At 65.6% G+C, this 22,560-nt stretch carries 23 protein-coding genes and 1 tRNA gene; 11 read left to right on the forward strand and 13 right to left on the reverse strand.

The window, feature by feature from the left end; genetic code table 11:
• Positions 1 to 285: 285 nt before the first annotated feature.
• Positions 286 to 660 carry a hypothetical protein gene (locus GFY24_RS04640; RefSeq protein ID WP_153803734.1) on the reverse strand — a complete coding sequence of 125 codons (375 nt, stop codon included), beginning with the start codon at positions 658 to 660 and terminating at the stop codon, positions 286 to 288.
• Between the two features lie 597 nt (positions 661 to 1,257).
• Between GFY24_RS04640 and GFY24_RS04645 the strand changes: the two genes are divergently transcribed.
• The 5 genes from GFY24_RS04645 to GFY24_RS04665 all read left to right on the forward strand — a co-directional run bounded on the left by GFY24_RS04645 (position 1,258) and on the right by GFY24_RS04665 (position 6,839).
• Positions 1,258 to 4,041 carry an AAA family ATPase gene (locus GFY24_RS04645; RefSeq protein ID WP_309230456.1) on the forward strand — a complete coding sequence of 928 codons (2,784 nt, stop codon included), beginning with the start codon at positions 1,258 to 1,260 and terminating at the stop codon, positions 4,039 to 4,041.
• A 156-nt stretch (positions 4,042 to 4,197) separates the two neighbouring features.
• On the forward strand, positions 4,198 to 4,602 hold the full coding sequence (locus tag GFY24_RS04650; protein ID WP_153803735.1) for a nuclear transport factor 2 family protein: 405 nt from the start codon (positions 4,198 to 4,200) through the stop codon (positions 4,600 to 4,602).
• 214 nt (positions 4,603 to 4,816) lie between these two features.
• Complete coding sequence (locus GFY24_RS04655) at positions 4,817 to 5,638, forward strand: alpha/beta hydrolase (protein ID WP_153803736.1); 822 nt, start codon at positions 4,817 to 4,819, stop codon at positions 5,636 to 5,638.
• A 34-nt stretch (positions 5,639 to 5,672) separates the two neighbouring features.
• Complete coding sequence (locus GFY24_RS04660; protein ID WP_153803737.1) at positions 5,673 to 6,449, forward strand: SDR family NAD(P)-dependent oxidoreductase; 777 nt, start codon at positions 5,673 to 5,675, stop codon at positions 6,447 to 6,449.
• A 27-nt stretch (positions 6,450 to 6,476) separates the two neighbouring features.
• Positions 6,477 to 6,839 carry a DUF1622 domain-containing protein gene (locus tag GFY24_RS04665; protein ID WP_153803738.1) on the forward strand — a complete coding sequence of 121 codons (363 nt, stop codon included), beginning with the start codon at positions 6,477 to 6,479 and terminating at the stop codon, positions 6,837 to 6,839.
• A gap of 111 nt (positions 6,840 to 6,950) precedes the next feature.
• Here the strand turns inward: GFY24_RS04665 and GFY24_RS04670 are convergent, their stop codons facing one another.
• From GFY24_RS04670 to GFY24_RS04680, 3 genes are read right to left on the reverse strand one after another with little or no spacing between them, the layout of a single operon-like run.
• Positions 6,951 to 7,283, reverse strand: a complete 333-nt coding sequence (locus GFY24_RS04670; protein ID WP_309230457.1) for a hexameric tyrosine-coordinated heme protein — start codon at positions 7,281 to 7,283, stop codon at positions 6,951 to 6,953.
• Positions 7,280 to 7,528 carry an ester cyclase gene (locus GFY24_RS04675; RefSeq protein WP_153803739.1) on the reverse strand — a complete coding sequence of 83 codons (249 nt, stop codon included), beginning with the start codon at positions 7,526 to 7,528 and terminating at the stop codon, positions 7,280 to 7,282. Before GFY24_RS04675 ends, GFY24_RS04670 begins: the two co-directional genes overlap by 4 nt.
• 33 nt (positions 7,529 to 7,561) lie before the next feature.
• Positions 7,562 to 8,362, reverse strand: coding sequence for an alpha/beta hydrolase (locus GFY24_RS04680; RefSeq protein ID WP_153803740.1), 801 nt, complete (start codon positions 8,360 to 8,362; stop codon positions 7,562 to 7,564).
• A gap of 35 nt (positions 8,363 to 8,397) precedes the next feature.
• On the opposite strand from GFY24_RS04680, the gene GFY24_RS04685 reads away from it, so the two are divergent.
• The 3 genes from GFY24_RS04685 to GFY24_RS04695 all read left to right on the forward strand — a co-directional run bounded on the left by GFY24_RS04685 (position 8,398) and on the right by GFY24_RS04695 (position 10,703).
• Positions 8,398 to 8,691, forward strand: a complete 294-nt coding sequence (locus GFY24_RS04685) for a hypothetical protein (RefSeq protein ID WP_153803741.1) — start codon at positions 8,398 to 8,400, stop codon at positions 8,689 to 8,691.
• Positions 8,692 to 9,012: 321 nt separating this feature from the next.
• The gene (locus tag GFY24_RS04690) at positions 9,013 to 9,357 is read left to right on the forward strand and encodes a hypothetical protein (RefSeq protein WP_153803742.1); all 345 of its coding nucleotides are present in this window, start codon (positions 9,013 to 9,015) and stop codon (positions 9,355 to 9,357) included.
• Between the two features lie 2 nt (positions 9,358 to 9,359).
• Positions 9,360 to 10,703 (forward strand): caspase family protein, encoded by a 1,344-nt coding sequence (locus tag GFY24_RS04695; RefSeq protein ID WP_309230458.1) that lies wholly within the window; start codon positions 9,360 to 9,362, stop codon positions 10,701 to 10,703.
• Positions 10,704 to 10,730: 27 nt separating this feature from the next.
• Here GFY24_RS04695 and GFY24_RS04700 read toward each other — a convergent pair whose 3' ends face one another.
• The 9 genes from GFY24_RS04700 to GFY24_RS04740 form a co-directional block, all read right to left on the reverse strand.
• The gene (locus tag GFY24_RS04700) at positions 10,731 to 11,465 is read right to left on the reverse strand and encodes a hypothetical protein (protein WP_153803743.1); all 735 of its coding nucleotides are present in this window, start codon (positions 11,463 to 11,465) and stop codon (positions 10,731 to 10,733) included.
• Positions 11,466 to 11,626: 161 nt separating this feature from the next.
• Entirely contained in the window at positions 11,627 to 11,827 is a 201-nt protein-coding gene (locus GFY24_RS04705) for a hypothetical protein (protein ID WP_153803744.1), read from the reverse strand.
• Between the two features lie 700 nt (positions 11,828 to 12,527).
• Positions 12,528 to 12,601 (reverse strand) — tRNA-Leu (locus GFY24_RS04710).
• A 67-nt stretch (positions 12,602 to 12,668) separates the two neighbouring features.
• Positions 12,669 to 14,135 carry a peptide MFS transporter gene (locus tag GFY24_RS04715; RefSeq protein ID WP_153803745.1) on the reverse strand — a complete coding sequence of 489 codons (1,467 nt, stop codon included), beginning with the start codon at positions 14,133 to 14,135 and terminating at the stop codon, positions 12,669 to 12,671.
• Positions 14,136 to 14,265: 130 nt separating this feature from the next.
• Entirely contained in the window at positions 14,266 to 15,225 is a 960-nt protein-coding gene (locus GFY24_RS04720; protein WP_309230459.1) for a Ppx/GppA phosphatase family protein, read from the reverse strand.
• Positions 15,222 to 15,773 (reverse strand): DUF501 domain-containing protein, encoded by a 552-nt coding sequence (locus tag GFY24_RS04725; protein WP_309230460.1) that lies wholly within the window; start codon positions 15,771 to 15,773, stop codon positions 15,222 to 15,224. Before GFY24_RS04725 ends, GFY24_RS04720 begins: the two co-directional genes overlap by 4 nt.
• Positions 15,770 to 16,450, reverse strand: a complete 681-nt coding sequence (locus GFY24_RS04730; protein WP_153803746.1) for a septum formation initiator family protein — start codon at positions 16,448 to 16,450, stop codon at positions 15,770 to 15,772. Before GFY24_RS04730 ends, GFY24_RS04725 begins: the two co-directional genes overlap by 4 nt.
• 44 nt (positions 16,451 to 16,494) lie before the next feature.
• Positions 16,495 to 17,781 (reverse strand): phosphopyruvate hydratase, encoded by a 1,287-nt coding sequence (eno, locus tag GFY24_RS04735; protein WP_309230461.1) that lies wholly within the window; start codon positions 17,779 to 17,781, stop codon positions 16,495 to 16,497.
• 230 nt (positions 17,782 to 18,011) lie between these two features.
• Positions 18,012 to 18,770 carry a lytic transglycosylase domain-containing protein gene (locus GFY24_RS04740; protein WP_228566046.1) on the reverse strand — a complete coding sequence of 253 codons (759 nt, stop codon included), beginning with the start codon at positions 18,768 to 18,770 and terminating at the stop codon, positions 18,012 to 18,014.
• Positions 18,771 to 18,994: 224 nt separating this feature from the next.
• On the opposite strand from GFY24_RS04740, the gene GFY24_RS04745 reads away from it, so the two are divergent.
• The 3 genes from GFY24_RS04745 (at position 18,995) to GFY24_RS04755 (ending at position 22,537) form a co-directional block, all read left to right on the forward strand.
• Positions 18,995 to 20,074, forward strand: a complete 1,080-nt coding sequence (locus GFY24_RS04745; RefSeq protein ID WP_309230563.1) for a TauD/TfdA family dioxygenase — start codon at positions 18,995 to 18,997, stop codon at positions 20,072 to 20,074.
• A gap of 23 nt (positions 20,075 to 20,097) precedes the next feature.
• Positions 20,098 to 21,060, forward strand: coding sequence for an ornithine cyclodeaminase family protein (locus GFY24_RS04750; protein WP_309230564.1), 963 nt, complete (start codon positions 20,098 to 20,100; stop codon positions 21,058 to 21,060).
• 85 nt (positions 21,061 to 21,145) lie between these two features.
• Positions 21,146 to 22,537, forward strand: coding sequence for a Y4yA family PLP-dependent enzyme (locus GFY24_RS04755; RefSeq protein ID WP_228566000.1), 1,392 nt, complete (start codon positions 21,146 to 21,148; stop codon positions 22,535 to 22,537).
• Positions 22,538 to 22,560: the final 23 nt, after the last annotated feature.

The raw sequence follows: 22,560 nt of genomic DNA on the forward strand, positions 1-22,560 counted from the left end.
GATTCAGATCGAATCATCTTGATTCACCTAAGTCAAACCGAGGCCGGTCGCAGCGTGAATCAGGCCTGCGGGAACCGAAACCACCCGGCCCTGAACGAGATTCACGAACGGCGGTATCGCGGCTGCTCATCGCCATCGCGCCGGGAATCAGCGGTGCGCCAAGTCTTGACGGGCGGGGTGGGGTGGGGTTCGAACCGGCACTTGGCGCCGAGACCCGTCCGTGCCGCAACCGATGAGTCGGTTGCGGCACAGTTCGCTATTCGTACGCTCCGCGCACCGGGTCGATCAGGGCAGCACCTGCGGGATGACATTCGGGTCGAAAATGCCGATCAGAGCACCGATTCCGGCGCCGATGATCGTTCCGAAGAACGATCCCGTGACCAGGCCGGGCAGTGATCCGACAACCGAACCGAGCGCGCCACCGCCGGCGCTACCGGTCAGCGCACCGGCCGCCGCGCCATTCAGCGCGGGGTCGGGGAACTGCGCGTTCGGATTGGTGGCCACCTCATCCAAGGGCAGACCCTCGGCGACCGGCGCGGCGACAATCGGCTGCGGCGCGGCAACGTCGGCCGAGGCCGTGCCCGAGAACAGCACGACAGCCGACACCGGCAGCGCCGCTACGATCAGCTTGGCAGTGGTCTTGATAGCGGTTCGCTTCATCTTGACACTCTTCCTGTCCTCCCATGGCCCCGATCCGCCGAACCCGATCGGCGACCGGTTTGCCTCCGAATCCAAACACCCAATTCATAACTGAAAGATTTCTGAAATGCGGAATTCGACACGAAACAAGATTAGGTGCATGTCATTACCGCATGAAATAGCGCGATTTCAAGCCAACATGAAGATTGCCATAAAGTCGCTCATGCCTGGATGTGCGGGCTGCCACGAGGTGAGCACGACGCGATCACGTCGCCAATTCGAGCCCGCGATTACACCCGGATGGTGCACTGGGTCCCCGGCACCACGCCGGTCGCCTCGTGCCCCGGGGTGGCACGTACAGCATCTACGACAAATCGCACCCGTGGTGAACTGCGGATTTACGCCGATATGGATATCGTTCGGCCGTTCGGCCGGTTTATCGTCGTTCACCGGGGTGATGCACGCTGCGTGGGCCGTGGCAGGTGGGGCGAGCCAGTGCGGGGGGCGGTCGCTCCGACTGGGCTACCCCGATCGGTTCGTGGTTCGGCCGGGTGGTCTGTGCGGAGACCTCGAAGAAGTCGATCTTGACGATTGGGGCTGCGCGCATAGGATCCGCGAGTGAGCTCGTTGTTCGAAAATCTTCTCGGCCGCGATAGCGAGAAGCACGCTCTGACCGCGTTTCTGGCCGGTGTTGGCGACCGGGGAGGTGCCACATCGCTGGTTGGGGATGCCGGGATCGGCAAGTCGACGTTGCTGCGCGCTGCGGCACAGCATGCCGAGGGGCTCGGCTTCGGGGTCATCGATACCGCCGGTGTCGCATCGGAGAGAGCCTTGCCGTTGGCAGGCTTACATCAACTTCTGATGCCTGTGCTGGGCAAGCTCGATACGCTGGCGCCGGCGCAGCGCCGTGTGCTGCTGACCGCGTTCGGCATGTATGACGGGCCGCCGCCGGAGTTGTTCCTCATTGCGTTGGCCGCGCTGAACTTGTTGTCGGAGGCGGCGTCGGAGCGTCCGCTGCTGTTGGTGGTCGATGACGTTCAATGGTTGGACGAGCCGAGCGAGACCGTCCTGACGTTTGTTGCGCGCCGGGTCGGTCGTGATCCGATCGCGGTGCTGGGTGCCTTCCGTTCCGGTCACGAGGGGCCGTTCGCGACGGCGGGGTTTCCCGAGCTGATTGTGCGCGGGCTGGACGAGGAGGCCGCCCGTCAAGTTCTCGCGGCGAATGCGGCTGATCTGGGCTCCACTGCCCGGGAGGAAATCCTGCGGACCTCACTCGGCAACCCGCTCGCCCTGGTCGAACTACCCGCGGCGTGGCGGGCGGCCGGTGCGCCCGTCACCCGCGGCGGTGCCCAGATCCCCGCTCTGACAGCGCGACTCGAGCGGACCTTCGCCGGACGCCTGCCGGAACTGCCGCAGCTCACCCGCGATCTGCTCCTGGTCGCTGCCCTCGCCACACGCGATGAACTGCCCGAGATTTTGGCTGCGGCCTCGACACTGGCAGGTGTGCACGCGACCGTCGAAGACCTCGAGCCCGCCGTTCGGGCAACGCTGATTCAGCTCGACACGGTCCGAATCGCCTTCTGCCACCCGCTGATTCGTTCGGCTGTCGAATTGTCCGAGTCCCTGGGGCGCAGGCTCGCCGCGCACGGCGCGCTCGCCGGGGCGGTCGGCGCGGAAACCTACCGCAGGACCTGGCATCGCGCGCACTCGATCGTGGGAACCGACGACGGCGTCGCGGACGATTTGGATGCCGGGCACACCCTCGCACTGAGTCGCGGTTCGGTAATCTCGGCGATCTGGGCGCTGGAACGATCCGCGGAGCTTACCGTCGATTCCGCGCGGCGTGGACGGCGGCGGCTGCTCGCCGCCGAGCACGCATTCGGTCTCGGCCGCCCCGAGATCGTCGGACGGCTCGTCACCGCCGTCACTCATGACGAGCCGTCCACTATGGAGCAGGCCCGGATCGAGCTGCTGCGCGAGACCCTCAACGAGGTACCACCGGGGGACACCGCGCGGGTACTGCGCCTGTGCGAGAGTGCCCGTGACGCACACCGCGCCGGGGACACCGGCCTGGCCCTGGATCTGTTGAACGTCGCCGCCCTGCGATGCTGGTGGGCCGACACCGGAATGGAATCACGCGCCGAGGTGGCCCGCGCTCTGGATGAGCTCAGTGAAGCAATAGCGGATCCGCGTCACCTCGCCGCGCTGGCGTGCACTGAACCGATTCTGCGTGGCGTGGAAGTGTCTGAACGCCTCGCCCGCCTCGCCCCCGAATCGATCGACGACCCGGCAGCATTGCGCTTGATCGGTACCGCCGCACACGCGGTGGGCGACCAGGTCACCGCCGCGGCATACCTCGACCGGGCCGAGAACCTGCTGCGTGAGCGCGGCCAAATGGGGCTACTCCCGTTGGTATTGGGTGTGCAATGCGCGGTCCGCCTCGACCTGGGTGACTGGGTTCGCATCGATGCCGCGCTCGAGGAGGGCCGGCGTATCGCCGCCGAGACAGACCAGGCGTTCTGGGGAGACGGTCAGATCATCAACGAGGCGCGGCTGGCGGGGCTGCGCGGCGACCTGGACCGAGCCCTCGATCTCGCGGACCAGTCATTCGCACATCCGATCTTCAACGCCTCCAATGTGTTTCTTGCCTGCGCACAGCTGGCGCGCGGCTACGCTCTGCTCAGCGCAGGCCGCCACAGCGAGGCGTTCGACGCGTTCCTGATCGCGTTCGACCCCACGTCCTCGAGCTTCCACCCGCGCGAACGCATCGCAGCGATCATGTTCGTCGCCGAAACCGCCCGCCACGCAGGCCGTGTCGCCGAGGCCCGCGAGGTGATCGGACGGCTGGAGAAGGTCGCAGAGATCACCCCCGCACCGATGCTGCACCTGCATCTGCGGTACGCGCGCGCGGTCCTGGCCGACGACTCCGAAGCCGAGAGTCTGTTCGAAACAGCCTTGGCCGCACCCGAACTCACGCGGTGGCCGTGGGTACGCGCCCGCACCGAACTGGCCTTCGGCACCTGGCTGCGCCGACAGCGCAGAAACACCGAATCCCGTGCGCCGCTACGCTCGGCGGCAATCGTTTTCGACGCGATCGGCGCCGCCGCCTGGTCCCGGCTGGCCGCCGCCGAACTCCGCGCGGCGGGCGAACGCCCCCGCATCGCACCCCAGGACAATCCGCTCACTCTGCTCTCACCCCAGGAATTTCAGATCGCCACACTCGCCGCGCGCGGACTGTCCAACCGGGAAATCGGTGAACGGCTGTTCCTGTCCCACCGCACCGTAGGCTCGCACCTGTACCGCCTGTTTCCCAAACTCGGCATCACCACTCGCGCGCAGCTCTCGGACCGGCTCAATACCACCCCGCCCGAATCCGGCACGACATCATCACCTGGGCGGTGACCCGGGTCGCCTTCCTGCCTGCCGAATGACCTTGTGCGCGTACCTGTCCGACTGCTGGGATTGTTCCGCGTCGAACTGGCCGACCTCGTCGTGCATTGTGAGGTGCAGTCGATCGACGGAAGCGATGCGGCGTGATCGGTCGGCAGCGTTGAAGGCATGAATACAGAATCAGCCATTGATGTCGTGCGTCGTGTCTACGCGGCGCTGGCCGCCGGTGATGTGGAGGCGCTGGCGGAGCTCACCGACCCGGATGTCGAGATCTTTCAGAGTGAACGGCTGCCTTACGGGGGCTTTCACCAGGGTCTGACCGGTTTGCAGGCCTTCCTCGGTGGTGTCCGAACTGCACTGGACAGTGAGATCGAGGTCGGCCCTTTGTTCGTCGCCGGTGACCGGGTCGTGCAGATCGGCCGCAGCCGTGGGACCGCGCGGGCGACGGGGGCGTCGTTCGACGTGCCCGAGGTGCAGGTCTGGAAGGTCTACAACGGCCGGATTCTTGGGCTGACGGTATATTTGGACGACTCGGCACTGGTAACGGCATTGACCGCCGAGCCCGCCGCCTAGCGTCTTCAGTTCCTCGCCTGCCGGGCCGCAGCACCTTCTGTCGACTCGGGAGGCCCTTGCTCTGTGGACGTATCACCTTGCGATGCAGTCGATTCAGGGGTCGAGATGGTCGGCGAGAGCAGTCGATCGACGGAAGCCGCAGTCGTGGGCGGCGACTTAGCGTTGGCGCCATCACTCGATACCGACCATTCGAACAGCCCACCAGGAGTGTCCGATGAAAACGAATCCGAGATGGCAGCGGCCACTTCTCGCCGCGGCGCTGGCCGCTGCAATCGCACTGGCACTGGCACCAGCCACCGCTGCCGCAGACGCGCCGACAACCACCCCGACGATTGTGTTCGTTCATGGCGCGTTCGCTGACTCGAGTGGCTGGAACGCGACCATCGCCGATCTGCGCGGCCGCGGCTATTCGGTGCTGGCCCTGGACAATCCGCTGCGTGGTGTCGCCTCCGACGCAGCCGCGATACATGCCGCGCTGCAAGCGATCCCGGGCCCGATCGTGCTGGTCGGGCATTCCTACGGCGGAGCGGTAATCACCAACGCCGCCCGGGACCTGCCCAATGTGCGGTCGCTGGTATATGTCGGGGCGTTCGTGCCCGACAGCGGGGAAAACATCACCACCGTGGTGGATCCGATCCGCTTCCCGGGCGCGCTGCTGGGTCCGGCGACCCTCGATATTCGGCCTCGCTCGAGCCTGATCGACGCCGACGTCTACATCAAAGAGCAGGACTTCGCCGCGGTCTTCGCCGCCGACGTCCCACCTGCCGAGGCCGCACGGATGGCGAAGACCCAGCATCCGCTGGCGTTGATCGCTCAGCTCGAACCTTCCGGTCAGGCGGCGTGGCACACAGTGCCGTCGTGGGATCTGATCACCTTGGACGACAAGGCGATTCCGCCGGCTGGACAGGAGTTCATGGCTGCGCGGGCGGGTGCGCATATCGAGCGGGTGCATTCCTCCCACGCGGTCATGGTCTCGCATCCCGAGGCGGTCACCGCGATCGTGCTCGACGCGGTCGCCGCGCTCGATCAGCAGTGATCGCATCGAGAACCGTGCAACCCGAGGAGCAATCATGACATCGGATCTGACCGGCCGCACAGCCGTGGTGACCGGCGCGAGCCGGGGAATCGGTCTAGCGATCGTGCGGGCGCTCACCGACGAAGGCGCGTTCGTGATCGCCGGGGCACGCACCTCGAGCTTCGCGCTCGATGTGTTGGTCGACCAGGGCCGGGCGCGTTTCGTGGCCACGGATCTGACCGATCCGATCGCGATCGCCGATCTGGTCATAGCGGCGGAGGGGCGGGTGGATGTGCTGGTCAACAATGTCGGTGGCGCACCGGCCCGCACCCAGGGGTTCTTGGCGATCACCGATGCGGACTGGCAGATGAGTTGGGAGCTGAATCTGCTGGCGGCAGTGCGTGCCACGCGCCAGGTGTTGCCGTTGATGATCGATGCCGGCGGCGGCAGCGTCATCAACATCAGCTCCGTAAACGCGAGCCTGCCCGAGCCGTTGGTCGTGGACTACAGCGCCGCGAAGGCCGGGCTCTCCGCATTCACCAAGGCCCTGTCCAAAGAGTTCGCCGCCCAAGGGATTCGGGCCAACACCGTCAGCCCCGGACCGGTCGCGACCGACCTCTGGCTGGCCGAGGACGGTGTCGCGGCCACCGTCAGCCGCAGCGCGGGGATCACTGCCGAGCAGGTCACCGCGACCGCGGCCGCGGCCATGGTCACCGGCCGCTTCTCCACACCGGAGGAGATCGCGCAGGTCGTGCTGATGCTGGCCCGTGACCGCGGCAACATCACCGGCGCCGATTTTCGTATCGACGGCGGTTACGTCCCCACGTGGTGAGTGCCGCTGGCGCGGAAGGGAAATGCGATGAGTTTCGCGGTGGTCGTCGAAGGTGCGGGCCGATCGATTGATGCGCTCGGTGTGGCGGTGATCGTTGCCGGGACCGCGGCCACGTCGCTCGCGGCCGTGCCCCGGTTCTATGCGAGAGTTCCAGGGACTTACCGCTGGTTGCGGGTGCGGATCGGATCGACGATTCTGCTCGGGCTCGAATTGCTGGTCGGTGCGGACATCATCCGCACGGTCGCCGCGACCCCGACCCTCGGTAGTGTCGCGGTGCTCGCCGCGATCGTCGGTATCCGCACGGTGTTGAGCTTTTCCCTCGGCCGGGAACTCGACAGCGTGCGAACCTCTGCGCGAGGAACCGACCTCACGCGCGATAGCGGCGAGTAGTCCTCTCCCGCATCCCTACACGAAGCGGCCCGGACCCCGATCGAACGATCGAGGCCCGGGCCGTTTTCATCGTTGAAGCAACCACAAGCCCCTCAGCGCGGCGTGTGGGTTTCAGCTGCGCCAGTAGTTGTTGGCGGCGGCGATGGTCTGAAATTCCACAGCGACGACGTGTCCGGCCGCGATGAGACTGTCAGGGTTGACCGAATAGATCGGGCGGCCTTCCTCGAGCTTGTCCAGATCGGGCTGGATGTTGTGGATGGTGTGGCGTGCCAGAGCCAAAGCCAGGGCTCGGCCTTCCTCGGGAGTCGAGGTGAGCAGGGTGCCGCCGGGGACCAGGACGAGTTCGGAAGCGGGCAGGGCGGTCATGAGGACTCCTTCGATGGTGAGGGCTGGTTGCGAGGGGGCGGTGGCGGGTGTGGTCTCCACCCGGGTGCGCCGTCTCACGCGGCGTAGACGCCGGCGGGCAGGTAGCCGATCTGGGTGAGCAGCCCGAATTGGTCTTGCAGAGTGCGGATTTCGGTGACTCTGCCGTTCTCGAAACGCCACAAGGCGATGTCGGAGACCTCGACGGGTTTTCCGGTGGCCTCGACCCCTCCGTAGACACCGGTGTGGTGGGCAAGCTCGACGTTGGTCAGCCATCCTTCGGTGAACCAACGCCGGGCGATATCGAGGTGTTGTTGTTCGTTCATCGTTCGGAAGTCCTTATCGCGCAACAATATTCATCACAGGCCCTGAGCTGCGAGCCAAGTCAGGGCGGCGTCTGCGACCTCCGCCCAGCCGCTGTCGATGGTCAGCGAGTGACCGCGATCGGGAAAGGCGAGCAGTTCGGTCAGCGCCTGGCTGTGGCGGTATTGCTTCAACGTGGCGGTGGTGATGACCTCGGGAACGGTGTGGTCCTTGCCGCCGGCGATCAGCAGCAGTGGGGCGTCCGCTTCTCGGTCGGAGTTCACCGCGGCCGGTGAATGCGGCAGGAAGTTCGCGGTCGCCGCCTCGAACAACGGCCTGCCGGGTGCGGGCACCACCCACCTGCGGTACAAGTCAGCCGATTCCTCTTCGCTGAGCGCGTTGCCGAACGCATAACGGAACTGCTCCTGGGTCAGCGATACCGCACGATGCTTATTGGCGGGGTTCTTGAAGACCGGCAGGGTGGCGTGTAACGCGGAAAGCGGCAGCGGCAAAACGCCTTTGATCTGGGCGGCGTCGATCGCGACGGCCGCGGCAGCCTTGCCTTCACCCAGCAGTTTCTGGGCGATCATGCCACCGAAGGAATGCCCGATCAGGATCGGCTTCACGGGCAACTCGGCGATGATTTTGCTGTAGTGATTGTCCACATCCTCGATGCCGTGATCAGCGATCAATTCCGGATGGGCGCGCGCGGCAGCGATGTCCGCGGGCATTCCGGGCCAGCCCGGGGCGATGCCCGAGTATCCACGTTCGGTGAACTTCGCGACCCACGGCTGCCACGAATCGGGGTGCAGCCATAGGCCGTGGATGAATATGACGGGGAGTTTCGAAGTAGTCATCGGTGCCTTCTCTCATCCGGTGTCGGGGCTGAACGATGTCGATCCCGATGTGGAGAATCGTCGCTGCCGCGATCCCCGTACCTCTTCCGTCGATCGACTGCATTCCGGGTGCCGATCCCACAGCAGCGCATCGGCAGAACACCGAGCAAACGCAGGGACTGATGCAGGATCCGGTGACGATGGTGGTCGGCCCCGAATTCCGGCCGCTCACAGCCTTGTCGACGGGCCTGGTGCGTGATGTTGGGGAGCTCTGTCAGTTGTGCCCCCGGGGTGGCACGTACAGCATCCACAACAATGCCGACCCACCGCGAACTGCGGATTTCCGCTGAGATGCAGGTAGCTCGACGGGTTTATCGCCGGTCGCCGGGGTGATGCGTGTCGTGATGCCGCACCGATCGGGCGGCAGCCCGTATGGGTGAGCGGGCTCGTCGGCATCCACGCCAAGACTCAGCTCGCGCTTCAGGACCCCAGTGCTGGCTCTGAGGGACAGGAGTTTCGGGCTCTTAGGAAGGGGCTCTTCCACATTCGGCCAGTGAGGTCGTTCTGGAGCATTTCATCGAGATCACCCACCGGGTTCCAAAGACTGTTGTGTGATGATGGCTTAGGGCAAATCGCATGCGGCCGTTGCCGAATGCGGAAAGGGGCGGGGGATGACAGCGCGAATTCGGTTGGTGGGTGGGAACGCTCAGTCGGAGCTGGCCGATCTGATGGCCTGGCTATCGCGCGAGGATGAGTTCCGCGGGCGGGTATCGGTGGAGCAACCGGAGGTGCGGCCCGGAGATATGGGCACGCTAGCGGAGGTGTTGGTAGTCGCGTTCGGGGCACAGGGATTGGGCGCGGCGCTGGCGGCGTCACTGACGGTGTGGATCAAGCACCGCCGCCCCTCGGCGGCTATCGAGATCACCCGCGGTGCGCATCGCAGTGTGAAGATCACCGTGACTGATTTGCCGGCTCCCGAGGTGGCCGAGCTGCTGCGGCAGGCACTCGAGGACTAGGCGTGCGGCTACCTGATCCGGCCAGATCCAGGGCGCTGCTACTGGGAACCACCAGCTACACCGACACCGACCTTCCCGATCTCCCGGCGGTGCGCAACAACCTGATCGGTCTTGCCGAAATCTTCACCAGTCCGTGGGCGACCGCGCTGGCCCGGGAGCATTGTGCGCAGCTGCCCGATGAATCCGACCGAGGGGTTATCGGCGCGGCGCTGAATGCCGCTGCCGGGCAGGCCGAGGACCTGCTCCTGGTCTACTACGCCGGTCACGGTCTGATCGGCGCGGATGGCGGCTTGTACCTATCGTTGCCCAACACCCGCAGCGATCCGGAGATGGTGTCGTGGACGGCCCTGCCGTTCGAGCTGCTGCGCAGCCGACTCGCCCATGCTCGCGCCGACAACCGAGTCCTCATCCTGGATTGCTGTTTCTCCGGTCTTGCGATCGACCTCATGGCCAATGTCTCCTCGGCGGTACAGGGTCAGATCAGCGTGGCGGGCACCTGCACGCTGACCTCGTCGCCGGCCAACCGCCCTTCCATGGCTCCCGCCACGGCCGAATACACCGCCTACACCGGTGAACTGCTCGAGTTGCTGCGTCACGGTCCCACCGACCCCGACGCCGAGCTGTTGACACTCACCGCGATCCACGAACACCTGGAAAAGGTGCTGCCCGCCAAGGGATACCCGCGGCCCGAACAACGCAACACCCGCACGGTCGGCCGCCTGGCGCTGGCCCGCAGACCACCCCGGCCCAGCGCAGATACAGCCGAGTTCGTCGAGCGTGCCCTGATACCCGCTATGACGGAGTCACCCGCGCCGCCGTCCGAGCGCGTCGTCGAAGCGGGCCCGGGATGGAGTTGGGTGCGGGTCGACTTCCCGTGGTCGAGCCAAATCACGCTCCATCACAAGGCCGCGCTCAACTGGGCACCGTCGTTGGACACCGACGACCTGCGATTCGCCGTCCACCCCTCGGCCGATGCGGCCTACGCCGACCTGGTCGACTGGATCTCGAGTCGGGAGAGCGCCAACTCGGACCGGCGGGAACTGCTCCGACATCTCCCTCACGTGGACCGAAACCGCGCCGCAGATGACACCCTCGACCACCGCCAGTTGATCGCGTGCTGCTCGCATGAAACGGTGTCCCCCGACATCAACCCGAACTTCGCGCCGCCGACGGTGGTGTACTGCGTGTACCACGTTCGCGAGGGCACCGACGCCCGAGCCGCCGGCTGGCAGTTCTTCATGGATTGGCGGCGGACGATGGTCGAGATCTCCCCCAGATCAGGCCGGTGCATCTGGCTTCGAACACTGTCCGAGGGATGGAACCTGCACACCGTGCCGCTGGTATGACGAAGCCTGATGCGACGAGGAATTGATTCAGCCCATACCCATCGCATACCTGGCGGCCGCACCCTGGAGCCGCACCGCGATCTCGTCGGGCGTCAGCCCCTCGAAACTGCCGACCGCGACCGCCGTGCTCAGTGCGTCGTCCTGAAACCGATCGAGGTCGAGGCCCGGGATGTTCGTCCGGCCCAGACGCGGCTGGCCGGTGCCGGTTTGATCGACGATGAATCTGGCCATCAAAGGGATGTCGGTGCCCTGCATGGCCACGGGGCTGAAACCCGCGATGCCGCGGAGGTATCGCTCGACGGCCAGGCGGTGTTCGGTGCCGGAGAATTTGTATTCGATGACATTGCGGAAGAACGCGTATGCCACGCCCCGGTACGCCGGCCCGGCGGCCTTGACCGACGCGGCGACCGAGTCGTCGAAGCGGCCTTCGATCATCTGGGCACGCAGCGCCTGATAAGCGGCCTCGATCTCAGGGCTGATCGAGTTTTCGTGGCCAGCCTGTGCCGCCTCGAGGATGGCGCTCATCGCAGCGATTTGGGGTGAGCCGGCGGAGCCGGGCGGACCGCTGGGCCGCCCGCCGTCGGTCGGACGCAGGTTCTCGAGCCAGCGGGCCGATACGCCGTCGGTCGCCTTGCGCGTGGACCCTGCCTGGTCGCCCCCATGGATGGGATACACGAGGAATACGAAGAAGCGCTCGATCAGTAGGACGGCGCCAGTGACGTTCGGGTGCGGTTCCCTGAAGTCCGAGGGCTCCGAGAACATCAGTGATCCTGACTTCGCCCGATACTCCGCGTCCTGCTGGTTCGGCCAGGCGTGTTTGGAACTGTGCCATTCGAACGGCGAACCCGGCGCTCCATCGAGTTGGGTGTAGGCGAGGCCCCACGTCGTACCGGTATCAGCCATGATATCCCCCAATTGTGTTGTCAATACCGCAGTTTGGCCACTGCCGAGCCGGCGGCGGCGGTGACGAGAGCGGCAACAGCCGTGGAGAGCAGCAGGACCAGGCACCCGCTGTTGCCAGCCGCGGCGAGCGGTTTCGCGGGCCCTTCCCGCCTTTCCATTTCCACCATTGCCGCGGCGAGACGGTTTCCGGACGCCAGCGAAGCATCGAGGTAGGTCTCCATGTACAGCTCGTATCGACCGCCGAGCAAGCCCTGTAGTTGCCGAACCGCATCGGCAGATCCGCCGGGATATCCTTGGCGGCGTGGGCGGCCAGGACATGTGGGGCGAATCGCGGGTCGGCGCCGGATGCCGCTTGAATCTGCTGCGACAGCACGGCCCCGATCTCCCAGGGCTTCGTACCCGTGTGGTAATTGAATACCGCGGTACCTGCCGTGCGGCCGTTGACGATTCGGTGCATTTGGACATTACAGACGTCGCCACGAACAGGACTGACCGAAGTGATGCGTACGCTATCCCCCGCGGCGAGCGCTTCGAGCAGTGCGGGACCGTTCGACATGAATCCAGTCTGGCAAAGCACCCAGCATCCGGCAAGTAGATCGAACACGTCGATAGACGCGAAAGATCCTGTGCGGTAAAGCATTCAGAATGAGGACTCGGTGAGCCGCAGTGCACATTGTCGCAGTATCGATCCTCGCGCACGTGGCCTGGACGACACCGTGGAAACCCGCGTCGCAGCTGACCCCCGCTCCCGATACCGCCAACCGCACTCTCATGCCGCTGGCCGAACCGGCCGCCGCGCCACCTCGAAAGACCAACGCGCCGTATACATCCACAGCCCGGCCGGGCTGGTGTCACGATCTCGACAGGACTAGTCGAAAAATCCCAAGAGAGCGCAACTGGTGCGGGACGCTCTGGCAGTTGTGCCCCCGGTGGGGTTCGAACCCACACTGTGCGGATTTTAAGTCCGCTGCCTCTGCCAATTGGGCTACGGGGGCGCTCGGTCAGACTACCGAGCCGTACGGTCGTGCCGTAATCAACCGGAGGGTGATTTTGTCGGCGGGGTCAGTGGACGCCTTCCATGTGGCGGCTCACCCAGGGGCCGATGGCCCAGACCGCCCCGCCGACGGCGATGGTGATCGCGCCGGTGATGCCGAAGTAGGCGAGTTCGTGGGAGGGGTCGTAGAACTTGGAGAGGACGCCGGACATGGAGGTGCCGATGCCTACCGAGAAGAAGTAGAGGGCCATCATCTGGGCGCGGAAGGCGTTGGGGGCCAGCTTGGTTGTGACTGCCAGGCCGATCGGGGAGAGCAGGAGTTCGGAGATGGCGAAGCCGCCGAGGACCGCGAAGACGAAGAGGATGGGGACCGTTTTGCCTTCGGTGCCGGAGAACAGGGCGAAGAGCATGAATGCCGCACCCATGCCCAGGACGCCGAGGGCGAATTTGCGGGGAGTGCTGGGGGCACCGTTGCCCAGGCGGGTCCACATGATGGCGAACAGCGGGGACAGGACGATGATCCACACCGGTTCCATGGAGCCGATCCAGTTGGACGGTGCGGTCCAGCCGAAGACATCCCAGTTGATGCGGTCATCGGAGTAGACCGCGAGCACGGTGAAGATCTGCTGGAACAGGGACCAGAACACCGCGTTCGCGATGAACAGTGGAATGAAGGCGCGGACCCGGGTGCGTTCGACGGCATCGACTTTCGGGCTGGTCAGCATGATGTAGAAGTAGGCGATGGAGGCCACGACGATCACGCCGGTGGTCACATCGGGCAGGTTCGACAGCGTGAGCAGGCCGGTCAGCGCGGCCACGGCGACCAGCGCCGCGAAGGTGGCGACGAAGGCGACGGTCTTGGGAATCTCGGTGCGCGGCAACGGATTCGGTATATCGCGGCCGTGCTCGCCGAGATTGCGGCGGAACACCACGTACTGGGTCAGGCCGAGTGCCATACCGATGGCGGCCGCGCCGAAGCCGTAGTGGAAGCCGACATGATCCTGCAGCAGGCCGGTGATCAGCGGGCCCGCGAACGCGCCCAGGTTGATACCGAGATAGAAGAGTGTGAAGCCGCCGTCGGCGCGCGCGTCACCCTTCGAATAGAGGGTGCCCAGCAGTGAGGACGCATTCGCCTTCAGCGCACCGGAACCCAGCGCCACCAGCACCAGACCCACACCCACGCCGGGCAATCCGGGAATGATGGCGAGCGCGATATGGCCCGCCATGACGACCACACCGCCGTAGAAAACGGTGCGCTCCATGCCGAGGACGCGGTCCGCGATCCAGCCGCCGAGCACCGTAGAGAGGTAGACGAGACCGCCGTACGCGCCGACAATGCCGGTGGCGGTGGACTTCTCCAGGCCGAGGCCGCCCTCGGTGCTGGTGTAGTAAAGGTAGTAGCCCAGGATCGTGAGCATGCCGTAGAACGAGAATCGTTCCCACAGCTCGACGCCGAACAGATTCGCGAGACCGATGGGGTGCCCGAACAGGGTGCGTTCGGAGACCGGTTTCGCGTGGTGCACTACCTCAGACATACTCCAGACCCTCCCATATTGGGCAATCTGACAGCAACCTCAGTTCTTAACACACGTCACAATTACTGAGGGAAAGCACTGGTTGTGAGCGTGCCCAATAGAAGGCTCAGTTTGCCGGGGAGTGTCTGAATCAGGCGATGGAGAGAGCGATTCCGTCCAGGATGTCGTGCTCGCTGACGATCAACTCGGCGATACCGGCGCGACGGGCCAGCTCATCGGCGAGGACCTCGGCAATCACCGCGCCGCCACCGATCACATCGACCCGGCCGGGATGCATGGGGCCGAGCGCCGCGCGCTCATCGTGGTTCATGGCGATGAGACGGTCGCAGACCTTACGCAGATCCGGCAGTGACAGGCGGGTGAGATGCACTCGCTCCGAATCATATTCGGGCAGGTCCAGGGCTACCGCGGCGAGCGTGGTGAAGGTTCCGGCGACACCGACCCAGGTGTGGGCGCGCTCGACCGGAACCACACCGAAGGCTTGCGCCAGGCGCTCGGAGGCGAAGAAACGGGCCGAAGCGACCTCCTCGCGAGTGGGCGGATTGCCCTGTAGGCAGCGCTCGGTAATACGGACGCAGCCGATATCGGCGGAGTAGGCCGATTGCACGCCGTCGCCGTCGCCGAGCACGACTTCGGTGGAACCGCCGCCGAGGTCCACGACCACGAAAGGCCCTGCCTCACTGGACAATTCGCCTACCGCACCGGCGAAGGAGAGACGTGCCTCCTCGTCACCGGTAATCACCTCGGCCTGCGCGCCCTCGACCGCGCGACCCAACTCGGCGGCGGTCATGGTGAAGAAGTCCTCGCGATTGCTCGCATCGCGAGCGGCGGAGGTGGCGGTCATACGCACGCGGGTCACCCCGGCCTCGATCATGAGGTCCACGTAATCGCGCAGCGCGACCCGCGTCCGCTCGATGGCTTCCGGAGCGAACGCACCGGTGGCGTCGACGCCCTGCCCGAGACGCACGATGCGCATCTCGCGATGCACATCGGTCAGCCGCGGTGAGTCGGTCCCCTCTCGGACGACGTCGGCGATCAGTAGTCGAATGGAATTCGTACCGCAGTCGACAGCGGCAATCCGGTCACTCACGCCTTACCCTCTGAACTCGGCTCATGCTGCTCGTATTTCGGCCAGTCTGCCGGAATCGCGGTGCCGCGCAAGCCATGCGCGGCGGCCAGCGCGACCGCCTCGTCACCCAGCGGATTCACCCCCGGCCCCTTGGCCAGCGAGTGCGCGATCAGCACATGCAGGCACTTCACCCGATCCGGCATACCGCCACCGGCGAAATCGGTGCCCAGATCCTCGATGGCATTGCGCTCGGACAGATAGCTGTCGTACGCCGCCCGGTACCCGGCCGCCAATTCGGCGTCGTGGGTGAGCCGTTCGGTCATCTCACGCATGATGCCGGTGGTCTCCAACCGGCTGGCCTCGGCGGTGAGCCGCGGATCGGTCAGGTAGTACAGCGTCGGAAACGGTGTGCCATCAGGCAGTTTCGGCTGCGTCTTCACCACGGCGGGCAGGCCGTCCGGGGTGTGATAGGCGATCTCCAGTACGCCGCGCGGCTCACGCCCCAGTTGTTTGGCGACGATCTCGAGATCCCGCTCGCTGGGTGTGCGGTGGCTCTCGGACGCTGTCACCTGGGTTGTCCTTCCTCGACTGGGGCGGGCGGATTCGGCGCGGGCGGCGCCGGATTCGCGAGTGGGGCGGTACTGGGCTGCGGCAGCGAGATACTGCGCCACAACTCGGTGTACCAGGGGTCTGGTTCGCGCGTTTTCACCGGCGCGGCCGGTACGGCAGGCTGTTCGATACCGGGCACCTGCACGATGTAGGGGGTTTCGCCGGGCATTACCAGCCGCAACCGGTCCCGGGCCTCGGCCTTGATATAGGCCGGATCCTGTTGCTGCGCACGACGATCGCGCAAACGTGCGACATCGTCCTGCAATTGCTCGCGTTGCGCGGCGAGCGAAGCGGCCTCGGCGCGCTGGGTGAAGTAGGTGCGCAGCGGCACCGCGAGGGTGAGCGCCAAACCGCACAGCACCGCGGCCAGCAGAATCGCGCGACCGGTGGATAAGCCGAGGATTTTGCGTTCGTGCCGTTCGGATCTCGCCCGCGACGAGCGCTTGGCCGCCGCGGATTTGACGGCCGGACGGCGCTTACCCGCACCACTTGCGCTGGCCGAACGGGTTTCGGTGCGCTTGGCCCCGGCACGCGATGCGGCCGATTTCGCCGCGCCCGCACGAGGTTTGGCGGTACGCGACGGGCGGCGGTCACCACGTCCTGCCGGACTGGTTCCACGCGCCCGTCGCTCCGTCATCTCACACCTCGAAAACTCAGCCGTTGGTCCGAGTCACCGATTATTCAGCCTTCGAACGCGAAACGCGGGAAGGCGACGTCACCGGCGTAGCGCGCCGAGTCACCCAGCGCGTCCTCGATACGCAGCAGCTGGTTGTACTTGGCAACCCGCTCCGAACGCGCCGGGGCACCGGTCTTGATCTGGCCGGAACCGACCGCGACCGCGAGATCGGCGATGGTGGTGTCCTCGGTCTCGCCGGACCGGTGGCTCATCATCGTCTTGTAACCGTTGCGGTGCGCCAGATCCACGGCGTCCAGGGTCTCGGTCAGGGTGCCGATCTGGTTGACCTTCACCAGGAGTGCGTTGGCCGCGCCCTTGGCGATGCCCTCCTCGAGGCGCTCCGGGTTGGTGACGAACAGGTCGTCGCCGACCAGCTGCACCTTGTCACCGATGGAATCGGTGAGCGCGACCCAGCCGTCCCAGTCGTCCTCGGACAGCGGATCCTCGATCGAGACGATCGGGTACGCCGACAGCAGTTCGGCGTAGAAGTCGTTCATCTCGGCGGCGGTGCGGATGCTGCCCTCGAACTTGTAACCCGAACCGGTGGTGTAGAACTCGGTCGCGGCGACATCGAGCGCGAGCGCCACATCGGTGCCGAGCTTGTAGCCCGCCTTGTCGATGGCGATGGCGATCAGATCCAGCGCGGCCTTGGTGCCGGCCACATCCGGGGCGAAACCGCCCTCATCACCGAGACCGGTGGACAGGCCCTGCGCCTTGAGCACCGACTTGAGCGAGTGGTAGACCTCGGTACCCCAGCGCAGCGCCTCCTTGAAGGTGGGCGCGCCGATCGGGGCGATCATGAACTCCTGGACGTCGACACCGGTATCGGCGTGCGCGCCACCATTGAGGATGTTCATCATGGGAACCGGCAGCACATGGGCGTTCGGGCCACCCACGTAGCGGAACAGCTCCAGGCCCGAGGACTCGGCGGCGGCGCGGGCCACGGCCAGCGAAACACCCAGCAGCGCATTGGCTCCCAGGCGAGACTTGTCCGGGGTGCCGTCCAGATCCAGCAGGGTCTGGTCGACGGTGCGCTGCTCGACGGCGTCGAGACCGATCACGGCGGGTGCGATCTCGTCGAGGACACCCTCGACGGCCTTCAGCACGCCCTTACCGTTGTAGCGGTCGCCACCGTCACGCAGCTCCACGGCCTCATGCTCACCGGTGGACGCGCCGGACGGCACCGCCGCGCGAGTGAGGGTGCCGTCGTCGAGAGCGATCTCGACCTCGACAGTTGGGTTGCCACGCGAATCCAGGATCTCGCGAGCTCCGACCTGTTCGATGATGGCCACGAAACGACACTCCTTCGGCTGCTGACTCGGCAGGTCGCACGGCATTCCCGTGCTGAGGCGAGCCTAGCAGTGTTCAATTTGCCCTCCGCTTCGCTCCGGGCGGGTTCGCGGGCAGGCGCAGGGAGGTGGATGCCGTGGGAGTCCGGAACCTTCCCTCCCTCCGCTCCTCCGCTGCGCTCCCCCGCTCCACTCGGTCCAGAACCCGGACGGGCCGCGAACCAGGAGGGGGCTCAAGCCTCCCGGCCGACGCTGTAGGCGGCGGCTCGGTAGCGGACCTTGTTCATGTAAGCGGTGGATTGGTTGTAGGTCATCAGGGCCTGTTGCCAGCCCGGGGCTCCGGTGAGATCGCCGCCGCTGGCGCAGAGGTAGCGGGCGGCGGTGAGGGCGGCGTCGTCGATATTGTCCGGATCGGCGATGCCGTCGCCGTTCGCGTCGACACCCCAGTGCTGCCAGGTCTCCGGAATGAATTGGAAGGGGCCCATGGCGCGGTCGTACACCGGGTCGCCGTCGTACTTACCCTGATCCGTGTCCGGAATGTGGGCGACATCCGGGCCACCATCCAGGGCGATACCCCGAATCGGCGGCGAAACCTTGCCATCCGCGGCCACTTTCGCACCGTGATAGGTGCCGTGCCGGCTCTCCACACTGGCGATGCCCGCGACAGTCGTCCAGCCGATACCGCACTCCGGGCGCGAGCGCGCCATGACCGCGGCGGCGTAGCCGTACGCCTCCAGCGCGACCTCGGAGATCCCCAATACCTCGGACTGCTCCTTCGCCCAGGTACCCAACTGAATCGCGCTGCGCCCCGGCGCATCCAGATCGATCACCGGCAGCGGTGCACCCGAACCCGGCGGCATGGAATCCGGGACCGGGGTGAGATTCGTTGTGCCGCAACCGGTCAGCAGCACGAGAGCGAGCGCCGAGCCGAATAGGCCGACGCGGGACACAGTGGGGCCGACATCGGCTTTGCGGGGACGCACCCTTCTCATCATCCAGATAGTTCGCTGTTGCGGCCATGAACGTGAACGGCCGCTTGCTCGAGTCGCCCGGATCGATGCCGTTCGGTTACTCTGCCCGCTAGCCATTGATGCTTGCCGGCTATTTCCCGACACGCGCGATTAGGTAAGCCTTGCCAAAATAACTGCGGCCATATACCTTCGCTCGAGAACCGAAAATCCACCTGACCTCCGAAGCCAGGAAGGCAACCCCCTTGGTGAAAAGCGTTCTCTCCGAACGTAAGACGTTTCACCCTTCGGAACTCGAACGACGCGAACTACCTAAGGCCGCCGGACAGGCTATCCGCACCCTCGCCGCTGAGATCGCCGTCACTGTCGGGGCTAGCGGGGCGATTGCCACCACCCTCAGCGATCCGGCCCTGCTGAACCATATCGATACCCGCTACACCGAACTGCCCGAAGCCGTGCACCAGGCCATACGCGCACCCAGCACCGCCGCGGGCGTGACAGTCATCGGACGGCTACCACTGCGCGACGCGGAACTCGGCCGGACTCCGGTCGATTGGCGGCAGGCGGCGGCCTGGGCCGGGGAGCCGGAGCGCGCCTCGTCCTCCTTCGCCCTCGATATCACCATGCTGCTGCTCGCGCGTTGCGCGGGAGAGCCTTTCGGATGGGAGGGGCAGCAGGGCGGGCGAATCGTGAACAATATTGTGCCCTCACCCGGGCATGAACAGGAGCAGTCCGGCGCCAGCAGCACCATACTGCTGTGCCCGCACACCGAGGATGCCTTTCATCCCGGCCGCGCCAACCTCCTCATGCTCGGGTGCCTGCGCAATCCGGATCGGGTCGGCACCACCGTCTCCTCGGTGCGGCGAGTGGAACTCGATGCGGCACAACGGAATCTGCTCAGCGCGCGGCGACTGCCCATCCTGCCGGACGTCTCCTACGGCACCGACTTTCCCAGGGAACCCGCTCCCCCGGTCGCGACGCTCGGCAACGATAACGGACAACTCACCCTGCGCTTCGATCCCGCGTACACCCCCCTCGACACCGCAGATCACGAATTCCGCTCCGCCTATGACCATTTGGCAACGGAACTCGAAAAGGTTTGCATCACCGCCGCTTTGAGCCCCGGAGAACTTCTACTGGTGGACAATGACGTTGTGGTGCACGGGCGAGTTCCGTTCACCCCCCGCTACGACGGCACCGACCGCTGGCTCAAACGCGTGAACATCAGGCTGCCCCGGCGCAGCCGTGCCGCGACCGAAGCCGAGGAGAACGGGTACGGCCAGCGGGTGGTGACGCCTTTCCAATCGATCCGAGGTAACCACAGGTGAGTACCCGACCGACCCCGCTGCGTGTGCTCAGTCGCAGTGACCTGGCCGATGTCCCGATCAGCCCCGCCGAGGTGGTGCGCGCCGTCGAAGACGCGTATCTCGCCTTCGCGGCGGGGGATTCGGATAATCCGCGCAAGCTCAGCGTCGCCCACCCCGATGGCTGGTCGGTTGCGTACGCCATGCTCGGCCGCGACGGGCGGCGGCGCGTGGTGGCAATGAAGACGTCCTACAAGTTCGACCCGCACCACGATCGCTCCACCAAGCGGTATTACACCACCATCACGCTGTACGACGACGCCACCGGAATACCGCTGGCCATGATGGATTGCGCGCGCGTCGGCGCACTGCGCACCCCGGCCGTCTCGGCGCTGCTGGTACGTGAGACCGCGCGGCCCGGCGCGCGCAGCGTCCTGCTCATCGGTACCGGCACACAGGGGCGAAATGCCTTGCCGCACTTGCTCGCCGCGAATCCACAGCTGAACCGCCTGATGCTGTACGGCACTCACCCCGAGGGCTTGGAGGCGGTGTATCAGCAACTGCTGCACCATCATCCGCGCGCGGAGCTGGAGTTGGTCAGCGATCCCGTCGCCGCGGCGGGCACCGCCGACGTCGTGCTGGCCACCGCCGGACCGGGCACGAAGGTGGCCATCGAGGCCGACGACCTCGCCCCCGGCGCCACGGTGGTGCTGGTCGGATACGGCCTGGCCCCCTCCACCCTCACCCAGGCCGATCGCGTAATCGCAACCAGCGCAGAGCAAATGGCGCTCACCGGCACCGATATGGCCGGCCCGGACGGCCGACTACGCAGGGTCGATGCCGAACTGCCGCAGATACTCAACCACCGCGCCGCCGGCCGAACCTCCGACGACGAACGCATTTTCGTCTACAACAGCGGCCTGGTCCTCACGGACATCGCGGTCGCACACGCCCTGGCCACCCGAGCCATCGCCGAGGGGCGTGGCACGGAGGTATCGCTATGGGACTGAACATCGATGAAGGGACATCGCGCTGACTTCCACCACGAAATCCCAAACCTTGCTGCCCGGCCTATCCGAGATTACCGCCACTCCCATGCCCGCCCACCGCGACGACTGGTCTCAGCGATTGCTGGCAGACCCGAAACTATTGCGCCGCATGGCCGACACCATCGGCGGGCCATTTCATATTCTCAATCCGACCCGAGTCGTCGAAAACATCGAGGCGTTCGAGAACGTCTTCACACGGATGAACGTGGACGGCGTCATCTATTACGGCAAGAAGGCCAACAAATCTCCGAGCGTGGTCCAGGCATGCGTGAGTACCGGTGTCGGCGTGGACGTTTCCAGCCTGAGGGAATTCGAGGCCGCGCTACACGAAGGGATCTGCGGCGCGCAGATCGTGGTCACCGGGTCGGCCAAATCCGATGAACTGCTGGCGTCGGCCGCACGCCACGGGGCACTCATCGCGATCGACGAACTCGCCGAGCTGAGCCGCCTGACCGCCATCGGCATTGCCGCACGGGTGTTATTGCGGATGCTCCCGCCCGGGACAACCAGCCGGTTCGGGATGACGAGCGAGGAGCTGAACGAGGCGCTCGGGTGTATCGATACCGGGTTGATCACGTTGGAGGGCTTCAGCTTTCACCTGAGCGGCTACCGGATCGAGCCTCGCGCGGAGCTGGCGGCCGACCTGATCGGATGGTGTCGTCGGGCTCACGAACTCGGCCATCCCGCGAATACGATCTCCATCGGCGGCGGCTTCGGTGTGGACTATGTACCCGCCGAAGCCTGGGAGAACTTCCAGGACGGCGTCAATCCGCGCTGGTTCCACGGCGATAAAGTGCCCACTCACTACTACCCCTACCACTTCCCGGTCCCCGGTCCCGCGATGCTCGCGGCGGTACTCGAGCACCGAGGTCTGGCAGATAGCTTGCGCACAAACAAGATCCGGCTCGCGATCGAGCCCGGCCGGTCACTGCTGGATCAGGCCGGATGCACGGTGTTCCAGGTTCAGGGCGCGAAGACCCGTCAGGCGCATGACCTGCCCTACCGGTTGCTGACGGTGAACGGAACCAGTTTCAGCCTTTCCGAACAATGGTTCGAGAGCGAATTTCTGCCGGACCCGATCCTCTGGCCACAGCTGCCCGGTGATCTCACCCCGACCTGTGTGGGCGGGTCATCCTGCCTCGACGACGATATGCTCAGCCGTCGTCGTATTCCTCTTCCGCGCGCCGCGTTATTGGGCGATCTACTCATTTACCCCAACACTGCCGGCTACCAGATGGACAGTAATGAGTCTTCGTTCCATGAGCTACCACTCCCGCCGAAGGTTATAGCGGTGCGGGCCGACGACGGACGCTACCGGTTTGCCATCGATGGAAGATATTTCGAGTGGGGCCTCGACTCGCCGTCTCCGCGTAACACGCGTATGACGCATCAGCGTATTTCCGCCATTGTCAAGAGGCTTGGAATATCCCGGTATTAGAGTACTTCTGAGTTCTGTTTCAG

It is taken from the genome of Nocardia sp. SYP-A9097, assembly GCF_009649815.1.
Classification (GTDB): Bacteria; Actinomycetota; Actinomycetes; order Mycobacteriales; family Mycobacteriaceae; genus Nocardia.

Excerpts from the sequence above, each read along its gene's own strand:
- GFY24_RS04640 (WP_153803734.1), bottom strand. The coding sequence starts at position 660 with ATGAAGCGAACCGCTATCAAGACCACTGCCAAGCTGATCGTAGCGGCG.
- GFY24_RS04650 (WP_153803735.1), top strand. The coding sequence starts at position 4,198 with ATGAATACAGAATCAGCCATTGATGTCGTGCGTCGTGTCTACGCGGCG.
- GFY24_RS04655 (WP_153803736.1), top strand. The coding sequence starts at position 4,817 with ATGAAAACGAATCCGAGATGGCAGCGGCCACTTCTCGCCGCGGCGCTG.
- GFY24_RS04660 (WP_153803737.1), top strand. The coding sequence starts at position 5,673 with ATGACATCGGATCTGACCGGCCGCACAGCCGTGGTGACCGGCGCGAGC.
- GFY24_RS04665 (WP_153803738.1), top strand. The coding sequence starts at position 6,477 with ATGAGTTTCGCGGTGGTCGTCGAAGGTGCGGGCCGATCGATTGATGCG.
- GFY24_RS04675 (WP_153803739.1), bottom strand. The coding sequence starts at position 7,528 with ATGAACGAACAACAACACCTCGATATCGCCCGGCGTTGGTTCACCGAA.
- GFY24_RS04680 (WP_153803740.1), bottom strand. The coding sequence starts at position 8,362 with ATGACTACTTCGAAACTCCCCGTCATATTCATCCACGGCCTATGGCTG.
- GFY24_RS04685 (WP_153803741.1), top strand. The coding sequence starts at position 8,398 with ATGTCGATCCCGATGTGGAGAATCGTCGCTGCCGCGATCCCCGTACCT.
- GFY24_RS04690 (WP_153803742.1), top strand. The coding sequence starts at position 9,013 with ATGACAGCGCGAATTCGGTTGGTGGGTGGGAACGCTCAGTCGGAGCTG.
- GFY24_RS04700 (WP_153803743.1), bottom strand. The coding sequence starts at position 11,465 with ATGTTCTCGGAGCCCTCGGACTTCAGGGAACCGCACCCGAACGTCACT.
- GFY24_RS04705 (WP_153803744.1), bottom strand. The coding sequence starts at position 11,827 with ATGGAGACCTACCTCGATGCTTCGCTGGCGTCCGGAAACCGTCTCGCC.
- GFY24_RS04715 (WP_153803745.1), bottom strand. The coding sequence starts at position 14,135 with ATGTCTGAGGTAGTGCACCACGCGAAACCGGTCTCCGAACGCACCCTG.
- GFY24_RS04730 (WP_153803746.1), bottom strand. The coding sequence starts at position 16,450 with ATGACGGAGCGACGGGCGCGTGGAACCAGTCCGGCAGGACGTGGTGAC.
- GFY24_RS04740 (WP_228566046.1), bottom strand. The coding sequence starts at position 18,770 with ATGAGAAGGGTGCGTCCCCGCAAAGCCGATGTCGGCCCCACTGTGTCC.
- GFY24_RS04755 (WP_228566000.1), top strand. The coding sequence starts at position 21,146 with ATGCCCGCCCACCGCGACGACTGGTCTCAGCGATTGCTGGCAGACCCG.